We start from the raw sequence: 13,091 nt of genomic DNA, 5'->3' as shown, positions 1-13,091 counted from the left end.
CGGTCAGACTCCTTGGACGTCGGGCTTCGCCACCGGCTCCGGCTCGGCGGTCCCGCTCGTGGGGCTCAGCAGATTGCGCAGCCGGCGATGCCACACCGGATGCTTTCGCGGAGGAACATGGTCGACCCCACCGGGAGACCAGGGATTGCAGCGCAGGATGCGCCAGACGGTCAGCCCGCCTCCCTTGATCGCCCCATGGACGCGCACCGCCTCGTACCCGTAGCGGGAGCACGAGGGGTAGTAACGGCACACCGGGCCGAGCAGCGGACTGATCGTCCACTGGTAGAGCCTGATCAGGCCCATCAGCAGGTACTTCATCGCCCTGTTCCCGTCGGGGCACTGCCGGCCGGTTCCGACCTGAGCAGGCGGCGCAACGCCGCGTCCAGGTCGTGCCCGAGTTCTGCGTACGAGGCCGTCGCCGCAGCAGGCAGCGCCCGTACCACTATCAGGCTACCTGCGGGCAACCGGGACAGACGCTCGTGGACCAGGTGGCGCAGCCGACGCTTCACCACGTTGCGCACCACAGCAGGCCCCACGGCCTTGCTCACGACGAAACCCGCACGCGCCGAAGGAAGCCCCTCGGCGACGTGCGGGCGGGAGTCGCTGTTCCGGTCGGCGCCCTCGTCGGGTCCAGTCTCTCTGTGGAGGTGGACCACCAGGAGGGGCCGACCGGCGCGGCGACCGCGTTTCACCGCGGTCGCGAAGTCCTGGCGCCGCCGCAGCCGATTCTCGGTGGGCAGCACTGCAGACCCTTTTCGCGGATCAGGCGGACAGGGCGCTGCGGCCCTTGGCGCGGCGCGTCGCCAGAATGGCGCGACCGGCACGGGTACGCATGCGCAGCCGGAAGCCGTGGGTCTTGGCGCGACGACGGTTGTTCGGCTGGAAGGTGCGCTTGCTCACTCGGGGGCTCCTGGGGTGAATCGTAGGATGACGGGGGGTCGCTTGGCCGTCACCGTGCGTCCGCGCGATCTCCCCTTGCACTTGGGAAATCCCGTCCCGGGACCCAGATCTGCTGGACCGGGACCACCACGGCGCCCGTGCTGCGCGCGTCATGGAAGCGGGCGGACCCGCGGACATGCGGCAGCGGCCATCGACAACTCGACCTGGTTACGGTACGTGGCATCAGGTCCGAGGGTCAAACCCGGTGGATGTCGGCCCGTTGCCCACAGCCTGTGGACAACGACTTGAATCAGCTCTGCGCGCTGACTACCGTTGCAGGACTTGTCTCTTTTGTTCTGTGCCGGCGGCCGCCTCCGTGCCGCAGCGCCCCAACCTCTCCCGCCCTTGACTGACTGCCCCTGCCCGGGGAACGAGAAAGCGTGTACCAGTGGCTGATGTCAACAGCGATCTCGTCCTGATGTGGTCGAGGGTCGTCGAGCGACTGGTCAGCGACAGCGATGTCGTGGAGAAGGACAAGCAGTGGATCCGCCGCACCCAGCCGATGTGGATGATGCACGACACGGCTCTGCTCGCGGCGCCCAACGAGTTCGCCAAGCACGTGCTGGAGGGCCGGCTGCTGCCGCAGCTGACCGAGGCCATCTCGCAGGAGTTCGGCCGCCAGGTGCGGATCGCCGTGATGGTGGACGCCAACGCCGCCCCGCCCGCCGAGCCGGAGCCCGAGCCGGAAACCGGTGGCGCCGAGCAGTGGCCGCACCCGCGGGGTGAGCAGGGCTACCCGTCCGAGCAGGGTTACCCCGCCGAGCAGGGCTATCCGTCCGAACAGGGCTACCCCGCCGAGCAGCAGGGCTACCAGTCCGGCCCCGCCCACCAGCCGCAGCCGGGTGCCTGGCCGGGCCGTCCCGTCGACGACTACCAGCGCCCCGCGTACCAGTCGGGCTACCCGCCGGCCGAGCCCTACGGCTCGGTGCCGCAGGACCCGTACCGGGAGCAGCCGGACGCGAACGGCGGCAGCTGGGAGCCCCAGGCGGCGCCCGAGCGCCGTCCGGAGCCGGCCCCGCGGCGGACCAGCCGTCCGGGCCCGGACTCCGCCCAGGGCGACCTGTTCGGCGGCGCGCTGGGCTCCCCGGACGAGGACCGGCCGCGGCACGGCGGCGCCCGGCGGGGCGCCCACCGTCCGGCCGACCGACCGGGCCCGCCCGAGCGGCGACCCGCGCCCGGCGTCCCCGCCCCGCCCGGCGCTCCCCCGGCCGGCGGCTCGCGCAAGGACGAGCCGAACGCCCGGCTGAACCCCAAGTACCTGTTCGACACCTTCGTGATCGGTGCCAGCAACCGCTTCGCGCACGCCGCGGCGGTGGCCGTCGCCGAGGCCCCGGCCAAGGCGTACAACCCGCTGTTCATCTACGGCGAGTCCGGCCTCGGCAAGACCCACCTGCTGCACGCCATCGGGCACTACTCGCGCAGCCTGTTCCCGGGCACCCGGGTGCGGTACGTGAGCTCGGAGGAATTCACCAACGAGTTCATCAACTCGATCCGGGACGGCAAGGCGGACGCGTTCCGCAAGCGCTACCGGGACATCGACATCCTGCTGGTCGACGACATCCAGTTCCTGGCCAGCAAGGAGTCGACGCAGGAGGAGTTCTTCCACACCTTCAACACCCTGCACAACGCCAACAAGCAGATCGTGCTCTCCTCGGACCGGCCGCCCAAGCAGCTGATCACGTTGGAGGACCGGTTGCGCAACCGGTTCGAGTGGGGCCTGATCACCGACGTCACCCCGCCGGAGCTGGAGACCCGGATCGCGATCCTGCGCAAGAAGGCGATCCAGGAGCAACTCAACGCTCCCGCCGACGTGTTGGAGTTCATCGCGTCCCGAATCACCCGCAACATCCGGGAGTTGGAGGGCGCGCTGATCCGGGTCACCGCGTTCGCCAACCTGAACCGGGCGCCGGTCGACCTGGAACTGGCCGCGGTCGTCCTGAAGGACCTGATCCCGGGCGGGGACGAGGACGCCGGGCCGGAGATCACCGCGCAGGTGATCATGCAGCAGACGGCCGCCTACTTCGGCCTGGGCGTGGAGGACCTCTGCGGATCCTCGCGCAGCCGGGTGCTGGTGACGGCCCGTCAGATCGCGATGTACCTGTGCCGGGAGCTGACCGACCTGTCGCTGCCGAAGATCGGTGCGCAGTTCGGCGGCCGGGACCACACCACGGTGATGCACGCGGACCGGAAGATCCGCTCGCTGATGGCCGAGCGGCGGTCCATCTACAACCAGGTCACCGAGCTCACCAACCGCATCAAGAGCTAGCCGCCGGGCGGCAGTTGACGCATCGGGAAGGGGAGTCCGGCCAAGCGGGCCGGGCTCCCCTTCGGCGTGCCCGCCCAAGGCTCGCCCAAGGCCCGCTAGGGGCTTCGCGGCGCCCGTCCGAGGAATCCGGGCGGCCGGCGGGTGTGTGGAAGGGCCGCCGGCGGGGCAGGAGTCGTCCGAACAGCCGGGGCGGCCGATCCGCCGCCCGCCCGAACATTTGCTCAGCAATTCGAACCGTTCGGGTGCGTACGGGAGTTGTCCACAGGAACGGGTGATTTTCCCCGTCCACAGGCTCCACCGGCCGAAAGTTATCCCGAGGTTCCTCCACAAGGGGATCGCAGCTACGCTCTTCGGCGCAGGTCAGACCCCTGTGGACTTGTGCACAACAGTTATCCACAGCCTGTGGAGAACTGAGCACCCGTCAGGATGACCCCAGGACTGTCCACAGCTCGTCCACAGGACGCGGGCAGTTGTCCCCAGGTTTTCCACAACGGCGTCCACAGTTCGACAACATCAACTCCCTTGTCAGGCCTGAGTGTGAAAGGCGTCACGTGAGGTTGATCGACGCCCGTGGATAACCCGGACGATTTCTGTGGATGAACCTGGGGACAACCTGTGGATACCGAGGGTGCCCTGTGGATTACGCTCCGCTGTCCACAGCAGGCCCTGCTTGTCCACAGCGGCCGTCCACAGTCACTGTGGACAAAAAACCTGCTCTGACCTGCGGAAACAGGGTTATCCACGGTATCCACAGGCCCTACTACTACTGCTACACATAGAGACCAGGTGACTTGATCAACAGTGGGGGTGGCCCGAATCTGTGGACAACCGGGCCCCGACATCTGTTCGGCCTGCTTCCGCCCATCTGCCCCGACTGTCGGCCGAGTACGTCAGACTGTCCTTCGGCACCTGGAAGCCGAGCGGAGCGAATCCGGTCGGCGGGGAGCCGGAAGACGATCAACAGCGCCGGTCGGACGTACGAGTCGACGGCGCGGCGACAGCAGCCAGGAGGCGGTTACCGGTGAAGTTCCGGGTGGAGCGTGATGTCCTCGCGGAGGCGGTGGCCTGGGCCGCCCGCAGCCTCCCCGCGCGGCCGCCGGTGCCGGTGCTGGCCGGCCTGCTGCTGACGGCACAGGAAGGCACGCTGGCGCTCTCCGGGTTCGACTACGAGGTGTCGGCCCGGGTCGAGCTGGAGGCGGACGTCGAGGAGGCCGGCACCGTCCTGGTCTCCGGCCGCCTGCTCAACGACATCTCGCGCAACCTGCCGAACCGCCCGGTGGAGATCTCCACCGACGGCATGCGGGTCAGCGTGGTCTGCGGCAGCTCGCGGTTCACCCTGCCGACCCTGCCGGTCGACGAGTACCCGTCGCTGCCGCAGATGCCGACCGCCACCGGCACCGTCCCGGGCGACGTGTTCGCCTCGGCGGTCAGCCAGGCCGCGGTCGCCGCCGGCCGCGACGACACCCTGCCGGTGCTGACCGGCGTCCGGGTCGAGATCAACGGCAGCGGGATCACCCTGGCCGCCACCGACCGGTACCGGTTCGCCGTCCGCGAGCTGCTGTGGAAGCCCGAGCAGGACGACATCAACGCCGTCGCGCTCGTCCCGGCCAAGACCCTGCAGGACATCGCCAAGTCCCTGGGCAGCGGCGACCACGTGTCGATCGCGCTGTCCACCGGCGGTGCCGGCGAGGGCCTGATCGGCTTCGAGGGCGCCGGCCGGCGGACCACCACCCGCCTGCTGGAGGGCGAGTTCCCGAAGTTCCGGTCGATCTTCCCGACCGAGTTCTCGGCGGTCGCCGCGGTGCAGACCCAGCCGTTCCTGGAGGCGCTCAAGCGCGTCTCGCTGGTGGCCGAGCGCAACACCCCGGTCCGGCTGAACTTCGAGCAGGGCGTGCTCACCCTGGAGGCCGGCTCGGGCGACGACGCCCAGGCCTCCGAGCGGGTCGAGGCGGACCTCGAGGGCGACGACATCTCGATCGCGTTCAACCCCGGCTACCTGGAGGAGGGGCTCAAGGCGATCGACGCCGCGTACGCGCAGCTGAGCTTCACCACCCCGACCAAGCCGGCCCTGCTCACCGGCAAGGCCGCGGTCGACGCGGAGCCGGACGAGGCCTACCAGTACCTGATCATGCCGGTTCGGCTGTCCGGCTGACCCGAAGTCACGTCCACAGGGGCGCGAGAGGCACCGGCCTCCGCGCCCCTGTGGCTGCCCGGAGCGGCCTGATCGTCGGCGTAGGCTCGGGGAGCGCGGCAACGGCGCCGCCGTCAGGCACGACACCACAGTGAAGGACTTGTCATGCAGCTCGGCCTCATCGGTCTCGGCAAGATGGGCGGCAACATGCGCGAGCGCATCCGCCGCGCCGGCCACACCGTCATCGGCTACGACCGCAACCCCGACCTCGCCGACGTCGACAGCGTGGAGCAGCTGATCGCCAAGCTCGAGGGCCCCCGCGTGGTGTGGGTGATGGTCCCGGCCGGCGGCCCCACCCAGGAGACCGTCGAGCACCTGGCCGAGCTGCTCTCCCCCGGCGACGTGGTGGTGGACGGCGGCAACTCGCGCTGGACCGACGACATCCAGCACGCCGAGCTGCTGGCCGCCAAGGGCATCGGCTTCGTCGACTGCGGCGTCTCCGGCGGCGTCTGGGGCCTGGAGAACGGCTACGCGCTGATGTACGGCGGCGACGCCGCGCACGTCGCGAAGGTCCAGCCGATCTTCGACGCGCTCAAGCCCGAGGGCGAGTTCGGCTCGGTGCACGCCGGCAAGGTCGGCGCCGGCCACTTCGCGAAGATGGTCCACAACGGCATCGAGTACGCGATGATGCAGGCCTTCGCCGAGGGCTGGGAGCTGCTGGAGGCGGCCCCCGAGGTCACCGACGTGCGCGAGGTCTTCCGCAGCTGGCAGGAGGGCACCGTCATCCGTTCCTGGCTGCTCGACCTGGCGGTCCGGGCACTGGACGACGACGAGCACCTGGCCAAGCTCAAGGGCTGGGCCGCCGACTCCGGCGAGGGCCGCTGGACGGTCGAGGCCGCGATCGACCACGCGGTGCCGCTGCCCGCCATCACCGCCTCGCTGTTCGCCCGCTTCGCCTCCCGCCAGGAGGACTCGCCGCAGATGAAGATGATCGCCGCGCTGCGCAACCAGTTCGGCGGCCACGCGGTCGAGTCCAAGTAAGTACCCACGGCCAGAAGGCGAGCGCAGTCCACCGTCATGCACGTCGCGCACCTGTCGCTCGCCGACTTCCGTTCCTACGCCCGAGTCGAGGTTCCGCTCGACCCGGGCGTCACCGCGTTCGTGGGGCCCAACGGGCAGGGCAAGACCAACCTGGTCGAGGCGATCGGCTACCTCGCCACGCTGGGCAGCCACCGGGTCGCCTCCGACGCCCCGCTGGTGCGCCTGGGCGCGGAACGCGCGGTGGTCCGGGCCAGTGTGGTCGGCCAGGGCGGCCGGACCACCCTGGTGGAGCTGGAGATCACCCCCGGCAAGGCCAACCGGGCCCGGCTGAACCGCTCCGACAACGTCCGCCCGCGCGACGTGCTGGGCGTGCTGCGCACCGTGCTGTTCGCCCCCGAGGACCTCACGCTCGTCAAGGGCGACCCGGGCGAGCGCCGACGCTTCCTGGACGAGCTGCTGACCGCCCGCGCGCCCCGGCTGGCCGGGGTCCGCTCCGACTACGAGCGGGTGCTGAAGCAGCGCAACGCCCTGCTGAAGACCGCCGCGACGGCCCGGCGGCACGGCGGCGGCAAGGCCGCCGACCTGGCCACCCTGGAGGTCTGGGACGGCCACCTGGCCCGCACCGGCGCCGAACTGACCGCCTTCCGGATCCAGCTGGTGGCCGCCCTCCAGCCGCTGGTCGCCGAGGCCTACCGCCAGCTCGCCCCCGATGCCGGGGAGACCGTGCTGGAGTACCGCCACTCCTTCGAGGGCGAGCTGCCGAGCAGCCGCGAACAGGCCGAGCAGCAGCTGCTGGACGCCCTGCAGGCGGCCCGGCCGCAGGAGGTCGCGCGCGGCCTGACCCTGGTCGGCCCGCACCGCGACGAACTGCTGCTGCGACTCGGCCCGCTGCCCGCCAAGGGCTACGCCAGCCACGGCGAGTCCTGGTCGTACGCGCTGGCCCTGCGCCTCGCCTCCTACGAACTGCTGCGCTCCGAGGGCGGCGAACCGGTGCTGATCCTGGACGACGTCTTCGCCGAACTGGACGCCCGCCGCCGCGACCGGCTGGCCGAGCTGGTGGCCGGCGGCGAACAGGTCCTGGTCACCGCCGCGGTCGCCGAGGACGTCCCGAAGGCCCTCACCGGCGCGCGCTACGCGGTCTCCGACGGCGCCGTGACCCGGCTCACGCCGTGAACCCCGCCGAGCCCGTACCCTGGACCGCTCGTCGAGTCGGTTGTCCACAGCCTGGGGATGGAGCGTGATGTCGGAGGGCTCGGAGCTTTCGGGTGTGGACCTGGCCCGGGTGGCGCTGCGCGCCGCCAAGGAGCAGGCCCGCCAGCGCGGGGAGCAGGTGCGCGAGCGCCGGGAGGCCAAGCGCACCGGCCTGCGCAGCGGCGCCCGCGCGGACGGCCGCGACCCGGTGCCGCTGGGCGCCGCACTGAACCGGCTGATCACCGAACGCGGCTGGGAGGCCCCGGCCGCGGTGGGCGGTGTGATGGGCCGCTGGTCGCAGATCGTCGGGCCGGACATCGCTGCGCACTGTGAACCCAAGTCGTACGCGGAAGCCGAGGCGGTGCTCACCGTGCAGTGCGACTCCACCGCGTGGGCCACTCAACTCCGGCTGCTGGCACGCCAGTTGGTGGCCCGGCTGAACCACGAGCTGGGGCACGGCACGGTCCGCGTGATCAAGGTGCTGGGCCCGGACGCCCCGGTGCGCGGTTACGGGCGGTTGCGGGCGCCCGGCAGCAAGGGACCCGGGGACACCTGGGGCTGAGCCCGGCGGAGCGGATCGGGGCCCTCCGGAATCGCTGACGGCCCGTCCAGGCGCTCTGAGCCCCCCTGCCAAGTATCGGGACTCGTCCCGAGGGGATTCAGGGCGGCACATCTGCCCTCAGGGGCTGCCAAACGCCCCTCTCTGTCGCTCGTACCGGTAGACTGAACCGCAAACACCGTTGCGTAGAGCAACAGAGTCGAAACGCCGTGGTCGCACACCTGCCCGGGAAGCGGGAAGGGGCGCGGCCCCGCTGTGCCAGAGAGGGCGCTTCGTGGCCGATTCCGGCAACCCCAGCCAGACCCCAGACCCGTCCGACAACAAGGCGTACGACGCCAGCGCGATCCAGGTGCTGGAGGGACTCGACGCCGTCCGCAAGCGCCCCGGCATGTACATCGGCTCGACCGGCGAGCGCGGCCTGCACCACCTGGTCTACGAGATCGTCGACAACTCGGTCGACGAGGCGCTGGCCGGCCACGCCGACACCATCGACGTGACGATCCTGGCCGACGGCGGCGTGCGGGTGGTGGACAACGGCCGAGGCATCCCGGTCGGCATCATGCCCGGCCAGGACAGGCCGGCCGTCGAGGTCGTCCTGACCGTGCTGCACGCGGGCGGCAAGTTCGGCGGCGGCGGCTACGCGGTCTCCGGCGGTCTGCACGGCGTCGGCATCTCCGTGGTGAACGCGCTCTCCAACCGCCTCGCGGTGGACATCCTCACCGACGGCGCCCGCTGGACCCAGGAGTACAAGGCCGGTGCCCCGACCGCCCCGCTGGCCAAGCACGAGGCCACCGAGGAGACCGGCACCACCGTCACCTTCTGGGCCGACCCGGAGATCTTCGAGACCACCGTCTACTCGTTCGAGACGCTCTCCCGGCGCTTCCAGGAGATGGCCTTCCTCAACAAGGGCCTGACCATCTCGCTGACCGACGAGCGCGCCGAGCACGCGGACGAGGAGGGCAAGCCGCTCTCCGTCACGTACAGGTACGACGGCGGCATCGCCGACTTCGTCGCCCACCTCAACTCCCGCAAGGGCGAGGTGATCCACCCCTCGGTGATCGACTTCGAGGCGGAGGACAAGGACCGGCGGATCTCCGCCGAGATCGCGATGCAGTGGAACTCGTCCTACACCGAGGGCGTGTACTCGTTCGCGAACACCATCCACACCCACGGCGGCGGCACCCACGAGGAGGGCTTCCGGGCCGCGCTGACCGGTCTGATGAACCGGTACGCGCGCGACAAGAAGCTGCTCCGCGACAAGGACGACAACCTCTCCGGCGAGGACATCCGCGAGGGCCTGACCGCGATCATCTCGGTCAAGCTCGGCGAGCCGCAGTTCGAGGGCCAGACCAAGGACAAGCTCGGCAACACCGAGGCCAAGACCTTCGTGCAGAAGGTGGTCAACGAGCACCTGGCCGACTGGCTGGACCGCAACCCCAACGAGGCCGCGGACATCGTCCGCAAGTCCATCCAGGCCGCCAGCGCCCGGGTCGCCGCCCGCAAGGCCCGCGACCTGACCCGCCGCAAGGGCCTGCTGGAGTCCGCCTCGCTGCCCGGCAAGCTCTCGGACTGCCAGTCCAAGGACCCGGCCGAGTGCGAGATCTTCATCGTCGAGGGTGACTCCGCCGGCGGCTCCGCCAAGCAGGGCCGCGACCCGCGCACCCAGGCCATCCTCCCGATCCGCGGCAAGATCCTGAACGTCGAGAAGGCCCGGATCGACAAGGTGCTGCAGAACACCGAGGTCCAGGCGCTGATCTCGGCCTTCGGCTGCGGCATCCAGGAGGACTACGACGCCGAGAAGCTCCGCTATCACAAGATCGTGCTGATGGCCGACGCCGACGTCGACGGACAGCACATCCGCACCCTGCTGCTGACCCTGCTGTTCCGCTTCATGCGCCCGCTGGTCGAGGCCGGGTACGTCTACCTGGCGATGCCCCCGCTGTACAAGATCAAGTGGGGCCGGGACGAGTTCGAGTACGCCTACTCCGACCGCGAGCGCGACGCGCTGATCGCGGCCGGCGTCGAGGCCGGCCGCCGACTCCCCAAGGACGACGCCATCCAGCGCTTCAAGGGCCTCGGCGAGATGAACGCCGAGGAACTGCGCATCACCACCATGGACGCCGCGCACCGCCTGCTGCTCCAGGTCACCCTGGAGGACGCCGCCCGTGCCGACGACCTGTTCTCCGTGCTGATGGGCGAGGACGTCGAAGCCCGCCGCTCCTTCATCCAGCGCAACGCGAAGGACGTCCGCTTCCTGGACGTCTGACGTCCGCCCAGGATCGTTGAAAGGAAACTGACCACCAGTGGTCGACGACAACCGTCCGGACGGCGGCGAGCAGCCCGAGGACAGCACCACCCCCACCCAGAGCGGCAACCGGGTCGAGCTCATCGAGCTCGAGACCGAGATGCAGCGCTCCTACCTCGACTACGCGATGAGCGTCATCGTGTCGCGCGCCCTGCCCGAGGTCCGCGACGGCCTCAAGCCGGTGCACCGACGCGTGCTCTACGCGATGTACGACGGCGGCTACCGGCCCGAGAAGGGCTACTACAAGTGCGCCCGCGTGGTCGGCGACGTGATGGGTAACTACCACCCGCACGGCGACACCTCGATCTACGACACCCTGGTGCGCCTCGCCCAGACCTGGTCGATGCGGATGCCGCTGGTCGACGGCAACGGCAACTTCGGCTCCCCGGGCAACGACCCGGCCGCGGCGATGCGCTACACCGAGTGCAAGATGATGCCGCTCGCCATGGAGATGATGCGCGACATCGACGAGGACACCGTCGACTTCGCCGCCAACTACGACGGCCGGCAGCAGGAACCCACCGTCCTGCCCGCGCGCATCCCCAACCTGCTGATCAACGGCGCCACCGGCATCGCGGTCGGCATGGCCACCAACATCCCGCCGCACAACCTGCGCGAGGTCGCCTCCGGCGCGCTCTGGGCGCTGGAGCACCCCGAGGCCTCCAACGAGGAGCTGCTGGAAGCCCTGATCGAGCGGATCAAGGCCCCCGACTTCCCGACCGGCGCGCTGATCGTCGGCCGCCGCGGCATCGAGGACGCCTACCGCACCGGCCGCGGCTCGATCACCATGCGCGCCGTGGTCGAGGTCGAGGAGATCCAGGGCCGCCAGTGCCTGGTCATCACCGAGCTGCCCTACCAGGTCAACCCGGACAACCTCGCCCTGAAGATCGCCGACCTGGTCAAGGACGGCCGGATCGCCGGCATCGCCGACGTCCGCGACGAGTCCTCCTCGCGCACCGGCCAGCGCCTGGTCATCGTGCTCAAGCGCGACGCGGTCGCCAAGGTCGTGCTCAACAACCTGTACAAGCACACCGACCTGCAGACCAACTTCGGCGCCAACATGCTGGCCCTGGTCGACGGCGTGCCGCGCACCCTCTCGCTGGACGCCTTCATCCGGCACTGGGTCGCCCACCAGATCGAGGTCATCGTCCGCCGGACCACCTTCCGGCTGCGCAAGGCCGAGGAGCGCGCCCACATCCTGCGCGCGCTGCTCAAGGCCCTCGACCAGATCGACGCGGTGATCGCGCTGATCCGCGCCTCGGAGAGCGCCGACGCCGCCCGCACCGGCCTGATGCAGCTGCTGGAGATCGACGAACTCCAGGCCAACGCCATCCTCGAGATGCAGCTGCGCCGCCTGGCCGCCCTGGAGAGCGCCCGCATCCTCAGCGAGCACGACGAGCTCCAGACCAAGATCAACGAGTACAACGCGATCCTCGCCTCGCCCTCCCGGCAGCGCGAGATCGTCTCCGAGGAGCTCACCGCCATCGTCGAGAAGTACGGCGACGAGCGGCGCTCCACCCTGATCCCCTCCGACGGCGACCTCTCCATCGAGGACCTCATCGCCGAGGAGGACATCGTCGTCACCATCACCCGCGGCGGCTACGTCAAGCGCACCCGCTCCGACCTCTACCGCTCGCAGAAGCGCGGCGGCAAGGGCGTGCGCGGCGCGCAGCTGAAGCAGGACGACATCGTCGACCACTTCTTCGTGACCACCACGCACAACTGGATCCTGTTCTTCACCAACAAGGGCAGGGTCTACCGCGCCAAGGGCTACGAGCTGCCCGACGCCGGGCGCGACGCCCGCGGCCAGCACGTCGCCAACCTGCTGGCCTTCCAGCCGGAGGAGCACATCACCCAGGTGATGGCGGTCCGCACCTACGAGGACAAGCCCTACCTGGTGCTCGCCACCCGCGGCGGCCTGGTCAAGAAGTCCCCGCTCAAGGACTACGACTCCCCGCGCTCCGGCGGCCTGATCGCGATCAACCTCCGCCAGGACGAGGAGGGCCGGGACGACGAGCTGATCGGCGCCGAGCTGGTCTCCGCCGAGGACGACCTGCTGCTGATCTCCAAGAAGGCCCAGTCGATCCGCTTCAAGGCCACCGACGAGGCCCTCCGTCCGATGAGCCGCGCCACCTCCGGCGTCAAGGGCATGTCGTTCCGCGAGGACGACGAACTGCTGTCGATGAACGTGGTCCGGCCGGGGACGTACGTCTTCACCGCCACCGACGGCGGTTACGCCAAGCGGACGTCGGTCGACGAGTACCGTGTCCAGGGACGCGGCGGATTCGGTATCAAGGCTGCGAAGATCGTCGAGGGCCGGGGCTCGCTGGTCGGCGCCCTGGTGGTCGAGGAGACCGACGAGATCATGGCCATCACGCTCTCCGGAGGAGTGATCCGGACCAGGGTTTCCGAGGTTCGTGAAACCGGACGTGACACGATGGGCGTCCAACTGATCAACCTCGGAAAGCGCGACGCGGTGGTGGGCATGGCCCGCAACGCGGAAGCCGACGAGGAGGAGGGCGCGGACCTCGACGCCGAGGCGACCGAGACCGCGACCGCCACCGAGCACGAGGCGGACGGCACGCCCGACCAGGGCTGACGCACGACCGCGACCGTGGTGCCCGTTCCGCTTCCGGCGGGGCGGGCACCGCGGGTTGAC

Annotated in this window: 10 protein-coding genes; 7 read left to right on the top strand and 3 right to left on the bottom strand. The window is 70.1% G+C overall.

Features of this window, described 5'->3' with window-relative positions; all coding sequences use genetic code 11:
- Positions 1-3: 3 nt before the first annotated feature.
- Genes yidD through rpmH form a run of 3 tightly spaced genes read right to left on the bottom strand, consistent with a single transcriptional unit; the run spans position 4 to position 900 of the window.
- Complete coding sequence (yidD, locus tag AMK19_RS00300; protein WP_073807103.1) at positions 4-318, bottom strand: membrane protein insertion efficiency factor YidD; 315 nt, start codon at positions 316-318, stop codon at positions 4-6.
- Positions 315-743 carry a ribonuclease P protein component gene (rnpA, locus tag AMK19_RS00295; RefSeq protein WP_073807102.1) on the bottom strand — a complete coding sequence of 143 codons (429 nt, stop codon included), beginning with the start codon at positions 741-743 and terminating at the stop codon, positions 315-317. Before rnpA ends, yidD begins: the two co-directional genes overlap by 4 nt.
- Positions 744-762: 19 nt before the next feature.
- Complete coding sequence (gene rpmH / locus AMK19_RS00290) at positions 763-900, bottom strand: 50S ribosomal protein L34 (protein WP_073807100.1); 138 nt, start codon at positions 898-900, stop codon at positions 763-765.
- A 427-nt stretch (positions 901-1,327) separates the two neighbouring features.
- Here rpmH and dnaA point away from each other — a divergent pair, with 427 nt between their 5' ends.
- The 7 genes from dnaA to gyrA all read left to right on the top strand — a co-directional run bounded on the left by dnaA (position 1,328) and on the right by gyrA (position 13,031).
- Positions 1,328-3,205 (top strand): chromosomal replication initiator protein DnaA, encoded by a 1,878-nt coding sequence (gene dnaA, locus AMK19_RS00285; RefSeq protein WP_073807099.1) that lies wholly within the window; start codon positions 1,328-1,330, stop codon positions 3,203-3,205.
- A 1,021-nt stretch (positions 3,206-4,226) separates the two neighbouring features.
- Entirely contained in the window at positions 4,227-5,357 is a 1,131-nt protein-coding gene (gene dnaN / locus AMK19_RS00280) for a DNA polymerase III subunit beta (RefSeq protein WP_073807097.1), read from the top strand.
- A 144-nt stretch (positions 5,358-5,501) separates the two neighbouring features.
- Entirely contained in the window at positions 5,502-6,377 is an 876-nt protein-coding gene (gnd, locus tag AMK19_RS00275) for a phosphogluconate dehydrogenase (NAD(+)-dependent, decarboxylating) (RefSeq protein WP_073807095.1), read from the top strand.
- 36 nt (positions 6,378-6,413) lie between these two features.
- A complete protein-coding gene (recF, locus tag AMK19_RS00270; protein ID WP_073807093.1) occupies positions 6,414-7,550 on the top strand; it encodes a DNA replication/repair protein RecF in 1,137 nt (378 codons plus the stop codon).
- 67 nt (positions 7,551-7,617) lie between these two features.
- The gene (locus AMK19_RS00265; protein ID WP_043915363.1) at positions 7,618-8,130 is read left to right on the top strand and encodes a DUF721 domain-containing protein; all 513 of its coding nucleotides are present in this window, start codon (positions 7,618-7,620) and stop codon (positions 8,128-8,130) included.
- A gap of 271 nt (positions 8,131-8,401) precedes the next feature.
- Positions 8,402-10,393: a DNA topoisomerase (ATP-hydrolyzing) subunit B gene (gyrB, locus tag AMK19_RS00260; protein ID WP_206745149.1), complete on the top strand. Its 1,992-nt coding sequence runs from the start codon at positions 8,402-8,404 to the stop codon at positions 10,391-10,393.
- A gap of 37 nt (positions 10,394-10,430) precedes the next feature.
- A complete protein-coding gene (gyrA, locus tag AMK19_RS00255) occupies positions 10,431-13,031 on the top strand; it encodes a DNA gyrase subunit A (RefSeq protein WP_073807091.1) in 2,601 nt (866 codons plus the stop codon).
- The last annotated feature ends 60 nt before the right edge of the window (positions 13,032-13,091 follow it).

The sequence above is a fragment of the Kitasatospora sp. CB01950 genome (assembly GCF_001905465.1).
GTDB lineage: Bacteria > Actinomycetota > Actinomycetes > Streptomycetales > Streptomycetaceae > Kitasatospora.
The sequence above is the reverse complement of the archived record's forward strand: the minus strand, read 5'-3'. Positions and strand labels throughout refer to the sequence as shown.